The following is a 2,818-nucleotide window of genomic DNA, read 5'->3' as shown; positions in this document are numbered from 1 at the left end:
GCAAATCCACCGCCGCACAAATTTATCAATCCCGTGTGCCAGATTGAGCGCTTACAGTTCTTCTTCAATTGGTATCGCGCAGGTAGAGAGGGGCTGAGTGAATCGCTGCACGCGGATCATTATCATAATGTGATAAAGAGCTATCGCATGTTGACGTCGCAGGGTGAGCGGAGGAATATCGTTTCCAACACGACTTCGATACAAACATCGAACGATGAAACGGAGGAGACAGCATGAGGCACACCCCTGTTCTTCTCAGAGGTGCCACGGTAATTACGATGGATGACGAACTCGGGGACTTTTCCGAAGCGGATATCCTGATTGAAGGCGACCGCATTGTTGGTTTAGGACCGTCCTTGGAGCACCGTGAGATCGAGGTCATTCCGCTTGCGGGCCACATCGTGATCCCGGGGCTTGTCAACGCCCATTTGCATACCTGGCAAACAGGACTCCGCAGCATTGCTGCCAACTGGACGTTGCTCGAATACTTTCGCTGGATGCATGCCGGGCTTGCCACGTGTTTTACGCCCGACGATATCTTTTGCGCCACGCAGGTCGGTGCGTTAAACCAGATCAACTGCGGCACCACGACGTTGGTCGACTGGTGCCACAACAACCCTACGGCCGCTCATACCAATGCTGCGCTCGACGCGCTCTTTGATTCAGGCATCCGGGCGACCTTCATGCACGGCACACCCAAGCCAGACCCGAAACCCGGCCAGCCGCATTTTTCGGAAGTCCCGCATCCTCGCCGGGAGGTCGAACGGCTGTTGCGCGAGCGATTCGCCCCGAACGATGGTCTCGTGAACCTTGGGCTCGCTATTCTTGGTCCGCATTATTCGACTCTCGAGGTTGCACGGCAAGACATTCGCATGGCGATGGAATTCAACCTCATCGCCTCGATGCACCAGGGCGGTGGCCCCGAAAAAGCGGCCGGTGGCTGGGAAGCGCTGGAGAGCGACGGACTGATTGGTCCGTGGATCAACATCGTTCACGGCAATGACTTGAGCGATGAGCGGCTCGCGCGCCTCGTGCAACTAGGAGTGAGTTTTTCCATCGCTCCCGAAGGGGAGATGACGCAGGGTCACGGGTTTCCGATCATGGGACGGTTGCGGTCGCTGGGGGCGGTACCGACGGTCGGCTCGGATCTGGAGTCGATCATGTCAGGCGATATGCTCAGCGCTATCCGGGTCGCAGTCGGCATGCAGCGCGCGCTCGACAACGCGGCGAGCCGTCGGGCCACCGGCAAGATTCCCGAAACGTCCACGGTCACCACTCGCGAGGCGCTCTCATGGGCCACGACAGCGGGCGCGCAGATGCTCGGGATGTCGTCGCAAATCGGCAGCATCACACCGGGCAAGCAGGCCGACCTCGTCGTCATTGATGCCAATGCCATCAATATGCGTCCGGCGCACGATCCGGTGTCGGCCGTTGTCATGCAGGCCACCCTCGCGAATATCGACAGCGTGATGATTGCCGGCGAATGGAAGAAGCGGCACGGGCGGTTACTCGCGACCGACCTGCCCGCAAAGCTTGACCGCCTTGCACGATCCGGGAGCCGGATCGCGCGGGCGATGAATCTGGGCACGGTGATCTCGCCATGACGTACGACTTATCGCAAGTGACGCGGCCCGAAGGCAGTCAGAGCATATCCCGTGCAGTCGAACTTCTCGCGGCAGTCGCGAACTGCGGTGAGAACGGCGCATCGCTATCGCAGATTGCGCAGGAGACCTCGCTGCATATCGCCACGGCGCGACGCATCATGCAGGCGCTGGTCGCGGACGGTTTGCTGGCTTTCGATTTCCACACGAAGCGTTATTCGGTTGGACCCGCGATCTTCTCTTTTGCCGTGATGAGCAACCCCTGGTTCCTGAGGCGTGACATGTTCAATGGCGCACTCGAGGAGATTGCGCTTCACACCGGCGACACTGCCATGTTCTCCATTCGCAGTGGGGTCGAGGCGGTATGTCTTGCGCGTCGCGAAGGTAATTTTCCGATTCGCGTGATGTCGCTCGATGCAGGCTCGCGCCGCCCGCTCGGCGCGGGGTCGGGCAGCGCAGCGATTCTCGCGTTCCTGCCGGACGAAGAGCGCCACACGATCATCGAACATAACGCCAGCTCCTACACGCCTTTCGGCGTGAGCGCAGGTGATGTGCGTGAGATGACCGAAGACGCGCGCGCCAACGGCTTCAGCGTCAACGAAGGACGCATCATCGATGGCGTCTATGGCGTGGGCGTTCCCGTGCTGATGGGCGGCGTGGCGGTGGCCTCGATCAGCGTCGCGGCAATCGCGAGCAGGATGCAGGCACCCCGACGCGTCGAGATCGTCAAGACGATTTGCAGGGCGTTGCAACGTTTTCCGGGCATCCAGTTGCCGCAGCTTGGGCAAGTGGATGCGTCATCGAAGAAGAAAGCCAGAAAGGCGTGAACTCCATGTACCCAATCGATTTTTTCTGGCGCGCGGCACAGCGCTACCCCGAGCGGACCGCGGCGGTAAGTGGCGACCGCGAAGTCAGTTTTCAGATGCTCGCAAGAGAGGTTTTCGAGCAGGCGGCGGCACTGTCCGACCTTGATAGCCGCCTCGGCGTGCCGGTGTGTGTGGGCGCCGCGAATAGCTATGAGCACTTCGTGACGATCCTTTCCGTACTTGCCGCCGGCAAGATATGGGTGCCGCTTAATCCGCGCAACGGCGATCCTGAGTTACGCCGCGCGGTCGACTTCGTCGAGCCAGCGATGGTTTTAGGCGACGCGGCGATGGTCGAGCGGCTCGTGCGGTTCGCACCGCAGACCCGGTTGTTGTCGGAAGTCGCTGGACACC

Annotated in this window: 4 protein-coding genes; all 4 read left to right on the top strand. The window is 60.4% G+C overall.

Annotated features, from left to right (window positions below):
* Positions 1 to 237 (top strand): hypothetical protein (locus ACFFAR_RS30135; protein WP_375509109.1); only part of this gene is annotated, 237 nt, incomplete at its 5' end.
* On the top strand, positions 234 to 1,604 hold the full coding sequence (locus ACFFAR_RS30130) for an amidohydrolase family protein (RefSeq protein ID WP_375509108.1): 1,371 nt from the start codon (positions 234 to 236) through the stop codon (positions 1,602 to 1,604). The genes ACFFAR_RS30135 and ACFFAR_RS30130, both read left to right, overlap by 4 nt.
* Entirely contained in the window at positions 1,601 to 2,428 is an 828-nt protein-coding gene (locus ACFFAR_RS30125) for an IclR family transcriptional regulator (RefSeq protein WP_375509107.1), read from the top strand. The genes ACFFAR_RS30130 and ACFFAR_RS30125 overlap by 4 nt, the downstream gene beginning before the upstream one ends.
* Before the next feature lie 5 nt (positions 2,429 to 2,433).
* On the top strand, positions 2,434 to 2,818 hold a 385-nt coding region (locus ACFFAR_RS30120; protein WP_375509106.1), incomplete at its 3' end, for an AMP-binding protein.

The sequence above is a fragment of the uncultured Caballeronia sp. genome, assembly GCF_964243625.1.
GTDB lineage: Bacteria > Pseudomonadota > Gammaproteobacteria > Burkholderiales > Burkholderiaceae > Caballeronia.
Note: the sequence above shows the minus strand (reverse complement) of the source record. Positions and strands in the feature narration are given on the sequence as shown.